The sequence below is a fragment of the uncultured Sphingorhabdus sp. genome, from assembly GCF_937872355.1.
Taxonomy (GTDB): domain Bacteria; phylum Pseudomonadota; class Alphaproteobacteria; order Sphingomonadales; family Sphingomonadaceae; genus Sphingorhabdus_B.
Window position 1 is genome coordinate 1 of the sequence record NZ_CALMSV010000142.1, and the last position, 6,758, is coordinate 6,758.

A 6,758-nucleotide genomic window follows, 5' to 3' on the forward strand; every position below is an offset into this window, starting at 1 on the left:
TGCTGCGCATAACCGCGCTTTGCCGGAAGAATTGCGCGCGAAGGTCGCGCAGGCTGCGCTCGGCGGACCAGAGCAGCATCGCGAGCGCCATGTGGCGCGCGGAAAGCTGCTGCCGCGTGATCGGGTAGAGCGATTGCTCGATCCCGGCGCGCCCTTTCTTGAGATAGGCCAACTCGCCGCCAACGGCATGTATGAAGGCGATGTCCATGGGGCGAGCCTAATCACCGGCATCGGGCGCGTATCGGGCCGCGAGTGCATGATCGTATGCAATGACGCGACGGTGAAAGGTGGTACTTATTATCCGCTGACTGTGAAAAAGCATCTCCGCGCACAGGAAGTCGCGATGGAGAACCGGCTCCCTTGCATCTACCTCGTCGATAGCGGCGGGGCGAACCTGCCGCACCAGGCAGAGGTCTTTCCCGACCGCGAACATTTCGGGCGCATCTTTTTCAATCAGGCGAATATGTCGGCCAAGGCGATTCCACAGATCGCCTGCGTGATGGGCAGCTGTACAGCGGGCGGGGCGTATGTGCCTGCGATGTCGGACGAGACGGTGATTGTGAAGAAGCAGGGCACGATCTTCCTTGCCGGCCCGCCATTGGTGAAGGCTGCGACAGGGGAGGAGATTAGTGCCGAGGATCTGGGCGGGGGTGATCTGCACGCCAAGAAATCAGGCGTGGTCGATCATCTTGCCGAGAATGACGAACATGCACTGACCATCGTTCGCGATATTGTCAGCCATTTGGGTGCGAATGAAAGTTTCAAGGTTGAAAAGCGCGAACCGCGCCCGCCCAAATATGATCCGCAGGAACTCTATGGCATCATCCCCGAAGATGTCCGCGCGCCTTATGATGTGCATGAGGTGATTGCGCGGCTCGTCGACGGCAGCGAATTTCACGAGTTCAAGGCGCTCTATGGCAGCACGCTGGTGTGCGGCTTTGCCCATATTTGGGGCATGCCGGTCGCGATCCTTGCGAACAATGGCGTGCTGTTCAGCGAGAGCGCGCAAAAGGGCGCGCACTTCATCGAACTCGCACAGCAACGCAAAATCCCGCTGCTGTTCCTGCAAAATATCAGCGGTTTCATGGTCGGCGGCAAATTTGAGGCGGAGGGGATCGCCAAGCATGGCGCCAAACTCGTCACCGCCGTCGCCACCGCGACCGTGCCCAAGATCACCGTGCTGATCGGCGGCAGCTTTGGCGCGGGCAATTATGGCATGTGCGGCAGGGCCTATTCGCCCCGTTTCCTGTTCAGCTGGCCCAATGCGCGGATCAGCGTGATGGGCGGCGAACAAGCAGCCAGCGTGCTCGCCACCGTCCACCGCGATGCCGCAAGCTGGAGCCCTGAACAAGCCGAAGCCTTCAAGGCCCCGATCCGCCAGAAATATGAGGATGAAGGCAACCCCTATTACGCCACCGCGCGTTTGTGGGACGATGGGGTGATCGACCCCGCGCAGACCCGCGATGTGCTCGGGCTTGCGCTGGCGGCGACATTGAACGCGCCGGTTGAAGATCGCGGTTTTGGGGTGTTCCGGATGTGATTAAGTTAGACAAATCCGACAAGAATATGATCGAAAAGATCGAAGCTCACGGCTGGTTTGCAATCAGCGTTGCCCCAGCCGTCGATAGCGACGATCCTGAGGAATGGTTTACCTACACAATCGGCTTGCCACATACCTTTGGATGGCCCGAGTTGATTTGTTTCGGGCTGGATAGTGAGTTCGCACATGGGCTGCTTAGCGACGCAATTGATGAGTGCAAAAGCAAGAACAATATACCGAGTGCCGGTATGATCCTCACAGAGGTCATTGAAGGTTTTCCAGCAAAACTAGTCGATGGAAGCAGTATATCTGACAACTATTTCGGATATGCACGTTGGTTCGCGCGTTACATCGGTACAAAAGATCCACCGGATCGTTTGCAATTGCTTTGGCCTGACAAAAGGGGAGTTTTTCCCGACGAGTCCGGTTGCGCTGAGGGCGTAATTCTAGCTCAAACACCAGTGGAAACCCAATGATCCAATCCCTCCTCATCGCAAACCGCGGCGAGATCGCCTGCCGGATTATCCGAACCGCACGCGCTATGGGTATCCGCACCATCGCGGTCTATTCGGATGCCGATGCCAATGCGCTGCATGTGCGGATGGCGGACGATGCCGTGCATATCGGTGCCTCCGCAGCGCGGGAAAGCTATCTGGTGGGCGAGAAGCTGATCGACGTTGCCCGCGTCACCGGTGCGGAGGCTATCCATCCCGGCTATGGCTTCCTCTCGGAAAATGCCGAATTTGCGCAGCGCGTGATCAGCGCAGGCATAACATGGGTCGGCCCCAATCCTGCCAGCATAACCGCAATGGGCCTGAAAGATGCGGCCAAGCAGTTGATGCAGCAGGCGGGTGTGCCCGTGACGCCGGGCTATATGGGCAGCAATCAGGATGCAGGTTTCCTAGCCATTCAGGCCGATGGCATTGGCTATCCGGTGCTGATCAAGGCGGTTGCGGGCGGCGGTGGCAAGGGGATGCGGCTGGTCGAACGGCCGGAGGATTTTGCCGATGCCCTCGCCAGTTGCCGGCGTGAGGCTGCCGCTTCGTTTGGCAATGACCATGTACTGATAGAGAAATATATCCAGCGCCCGCGCCATATCGAGGTGCAAGTGTTCGGCGACAGCCACGGCCAGATTGTCCATCTGTTCGAACGCGATTGCTCACTGCAACGCCGCCACCAGAAGGTGATCGAGGAAGCGCCTGCGCCGGGGATGGATGCCGAAACACGCGAGGCACTCTGTGCCGCCGCCGTTCGTGCGGCAAAGGCGGTCGATTATGTCGGGGCGGGCACGATCGAGTTTATCGCCGATGCGTCCGAAGGCCTGCGCGCCGATCGCATCTGGTTTATGGAAATGAACACCCGCCTGCAGGTCGAACATCCGGTGACCGAGGCGATTACCGGCGTCGATCTTGTCGAATGGCAGTTACGCATCGCGAGTGGTGAGCGCTTGCCGATGACGCAGGATCAACTGGCCATCAATGGCTGGGCGATGGAGGCGCGGCTCTATGCCGAGGATCCGGAGAAGGGCTTCCTGCCCTCAATCGGCAAGCTTGAGCATCTGGTGCTGCCCGATAGCCTTCGTGTCGATACCGGGGTGGAGCAAGGCGGCGAAGTCTCCCCCTTTTACGATCCGATGATCGCCAAGCTGATAGCACATGGTACTACCCGCGATGAGGCAATCGCGCGGCTGGAGGCCGGGATCGACGATACCGAAGTCTGGCCGGTGAAAACCAATGCCGGGTTCTTGGGCAATCTGCTGCGTCATCCGGAGTTTCTTTCGGGCGATGTCGATACTGGCCTAATAGGGCGCGATGGCGACGAGCTGGTCCATCCGATTGAGGCCGAGGTCGATGAACTGACCGAAGTGGCCGCGTTGCTTGCTGCCAGCCCCGGCGAAGGGCCATGGAGCGGCGCGCTGGGTTTCCGTCTCAACGCGGCCCCGCACGCGGTCGCACGACTGCGCGATGATGCTGGAACCGTTTACGAAGTGTCGCTTTCCGAAGTGAATGCTGCTGAGCCCGCACGCGAAATTCTCGCCTTCACCGGCGGCTTCGCGCGCCGCTACACGCTCGACCGCCACGAAGGCGCGCATGGCGGGGTTGCTGGTGATGGCACGATCCTCTCCCCCATGCCCGGCCGTATCATCGCAGTTGATGTGACGGCAGGGCAGGCGGTGACCAAAGGACAGAAGCTCCTCACGCTCGAAGCCATGAAGATGGAGCACACGCTGACAGCGCCGTTCGATGGTGTGGTGGCAGAGCTTAACGCCGTCGCTGGCGCTCAGGTTCAGGTTGAGGCGTTGCTGGTGCGGATACAGGACGCTGCAAGTTAAGGCTTGCAGGGATCCCCAGCGCCCCAGCCACCGCCATCGACTGGCAAGCCACCAATCGGCTTGCCGCGCAGCGCCGCGTTCACAAATTCGATGCGCGTATTTTCAGAGCTGGACGAGGGCGTCGTGACGGGCTTGCTGTTGCCAAAGCCCACCACGAACAACCTTTTGCAGTCGACCCCTTTTGCCACCAGCGCCTTGGCGACGGCCATGGCACGGTCCTGACTCAACTGCTGCGGCTGACCGCCCATCGCGACATGGCCTTCGATGCGCAAGGTCGTGATGTACTTCTTGTCCGCCATATATTTGGCGACTGCTTCGATTGAGGCTTCGGCGCTAGGATTGGGCACAGCCTTGCCAGCGGGAAAATTGACTTTGCCGGGCAGCACCAAACGATTGCCGTCCAGCGTTACCTGTGCCGCCAGCGCGACCGGGAGCAGCAACGCTGCCCCCGCTAACATCACCGTCAGACGCATTACGCGGCCAGCTTGCGCAATACGTAATGCAGGATGCCGCCGTTGAGGAAATATTCCAGCTCATTAGCGGTATCGATGCGGCAAAGCGCGTCAAAATTGAAGGTAGAGCCATCCTTGCGGGTGACCTTGACCGTTACCGTCTGGCGCGGCTTCAGATTGGCGACGCCGGTGATGGTGAAGCTGCAATCGCCATTGAGGCCAAGGCTCTGGCGGTTCTCGCCTTCCTTGAACTGCAACGGCAGCACACCCATGCCGACAAGATTAGAACGGTGGATACGCTCGAAGCTCTCAACAATAACCGCCTTGACACCTAAAAGATTAGTTCCCTTAGCGGCCCAGTCACGCGAAGAACCTGTTCCGTATTCCTTGCCGCCAATAACAACAAGTGCAGTACCGTCTGCCTTGTGTTTCATGGCTACATCATAAATCGGAAGCACTTCTTCTCCGTAGCGACTCATTCCACCTTCAATTCCGGGAACCATTTCATTTTTAATTCTTATATTCGCAAAAGTCCCGCGCATCATGACTTCGTGGTGGCCGCGGCGGGCGCCGTAGCTGTTGAAGTCGGATTTGCTAACCTGATGTTCCATAAGCCATTTTCCGGCCGGGCTGTCTGCCTTGATGCTGCCGGCGGGGCTGATGTGGTCGGTGGTGATCGAATCGCCGAGGATCGCGAGCGGCTTGGCTTCGATGATGTCGGATACCGGGGCCGGGGTCATTTCGAGGCCTTCGAAATAAGGCGGGTTTGCGACGTAAGTGCTGCCTGCGCGCCACTGATAGGTTTCCGACCCCTCGACCTGGATTGCCTGCCAATGTTCGTCACCCTGATAGACCGTTGCGTAGCGGCTGAGGAACATGTCGCGGCTGACATTGGCGGTCATCAGGTCGTTAATCTCCTGATTTGAGGGCCAAATATCCTTGAGGTACACGTCCGCGCCGTCGGAACCTTTGCCGATCGGGGTGGTGGTGAAATCCTCAGTCACCGTGCCCTTGAGCGCATAAGCGACGACCAGCGGCGGTGAAGCGAGGAAGTTCGCACGCACGTCGGGCGAGACGCGGCCTTCAAAGTTGCGGGTGCCCGAAATCACGCTGGCGGCGACAATATCATTGCCGTTGATCGCCTTCGAGATCGGCTCTGCCAGCGGGCCGGAGTTGCCGATGCAGGTGGTGCAGCCATAGCCGACCAGGTTGAAGCCAACCGCGTCGAGATGCTCCTGCAGGCCAGCCTTCACCAGATAGTCGGTGACAACCTGCGATCCCGGCGCAAGCGAGGTCTTCACCCATGGCTTGGGCTTCAAGCCGCGCTCATTCGCCTTTTTCGCGACCAGCCCCGCGGCCACCAGCACGCCCGGATTGCTCGTATTCGTGCACGAGGTAATCGCCGCGATCACAACGTCGCCATCGCCGATATCGTGGGATTTGCCTTCTACGGCCACGCGCTTGAAGCCGTCATGTTTGTAAACGTCGGCGAGGTCCGCATTGAACACATCGTCGACCTGCTGCAGCACAACCTTGTCCTGCGGCCGCTTCGGACCCGCCAGCGAGGGCTGCACGGTCGACATGTCGAGTTCGAGGGTCGATGAGAAAATCGGCTCAACCGACGGATCGATCCAGAAACCCTGCTCCTTGGCATAGGCCTCGGCGAGCGCAACAGCCTCTTCGCTGCGGCCGGTCAAGCGCATATAATCGAGCGTCTTGTCGTCGATGCCAAAGAAGCCGCAGGTCGCGCCATATTCGGGTGCCATATTGGCGAGCGTCGCGCGGTCGGCGAGGGTCAGCGAGGCAAGGCCCGGACCATAATATTCGACAAAGCGGCCAACCACGCCATGCGCGCGCAGCATCTGGGTGCAGGTGAGCACAAGGTCGGTCGCGGTGATGCCTTCGGCCAGCGATCCGGTCAGCTTGAAACCGACAACTTCGGGGATCAGCATCGATACCGGCTGGCCCAGCATCGCGGCCTCTGCCTCGATGCCGCCCACGCCCCAGCCGAGCACGCCAAGGCCGTTGATCATCGTGGTGTGGCTATCGGTGCCGACGCAGGTGTCGGGGTAAGCAACGGTCGCGCCGCTCTGGTCCTGCGAAGTCCACACTGCCTGCGCGATATGCTCCAGATTGACCTGGTGGCAAATGCCGGTGCCCGGGGGAACCGCCTTGAAATTGTCGAGCGATTTCGAACCCCATTTCAGGAAGTCATAGCGTTCGCCATTGCGGTAATATTCGATCTCGACATTTTGTTCGAACGCCTTGGGGTGGCCGAATTCGTCGATCATCACCGAGTGGTCGATGACGAGGTGGACGGGGACCAGCGGGTTGATCTTGCTGGTATCGCCGCCCAGCTTGGCAATCGCATCGCGCATTGCGGCCAAGTCAACAACGCAAGGCACGCCGGTGAAATCCTGCAGCAGCACGCGCG

Annotated in this window: 5 protein-coding genes; 3 read left to right on the forward strand and 2 right to left on the reverse strand. The window is 59.6% G+C overall.

Annotated features, from left to right (window positions below):
- The 3 genes from Q0239_RS08775 to Q0239_RS08785 all read left to right on the forward strand — a co-directional run.
- Window positions 1-1,540: carboxyl transferase domain-containing protein (locus Q0239_RS08775; RefSeq protein ID WP_298601334.1), on the forward strand; the 1,540-nt coding region annotated here is incomplete at its 5' end.
- A complete protein-coding gene (locus Q0239_RS08780) occupies window positions 1,537-2,016 on the forward strand; it encodes a DUF4262 domain-containing protein (protein ID WP_298601337.1) in 480 nt (159 codons plus the stop codon). The genes Q0239_RS08775 and Q0239_RS08780, both read left to right, overlap by 4 nt.
- Complete coding sequence (locus Q0239_RS08785; RefSeq protein ID WP_298601340.1) at window positions 2,013-3,872, forward strand: acetyl/propionyl/methylcrotonyl-CoA carboxylase subunit alpha; 1,860 nt, start codon at window positions 2,013-2,015, stop codon at window positions 3,870-3,872. Before Q0239_RS08780 ends, Q0239_RS08785 begins: the two co-directional genes overlap by 4 nt.
- Here the strand turns inward: Q0239_RS08785 and Q0239_RS08790 are convergent.
- Window positions 3,869-4,345, reverse strand: a complete 477-nt coding sequence (locus Q0239_RS08790; protein WP_298601343.1) for an OmpA family protein — start codon at window positions 4,343-4,345, stop codon at window positions 3,869-3,871. The two genes, Q0239_RS08785 and Q0239_RS08790, sit on opposite strands and share 4 nt — an antisense overlap.
- Window positions 4,345-6,758 (reverse strand): aconitate hydratase AcnA (gene acnA, locus Q0239_RS08795; RefSeq protein WP_298601346.1); only part of this gene is annotated, 2,414 nt, incomplete at its 5' end. The genes Q0239_RS08790 and acnA, both read right to left, overlap by 1 nt.

Coding starts and splice junctions, on each gene's coding strand:
- Q0239_RS08785 (WP_298601340.1), top strand. CDS start 2,013: ATGATCCAATCCCTCCTCATCGCAAACCGCGGCGAGATCGCCTGCCGG.
- Q0239_RS08790 (WP_298601343.1), bottom strand. CDS start 4,345: ATGCGTCTGACGGTGATGTTAGCGGGGGCAGCGTTGCTGCTCCCGGTC.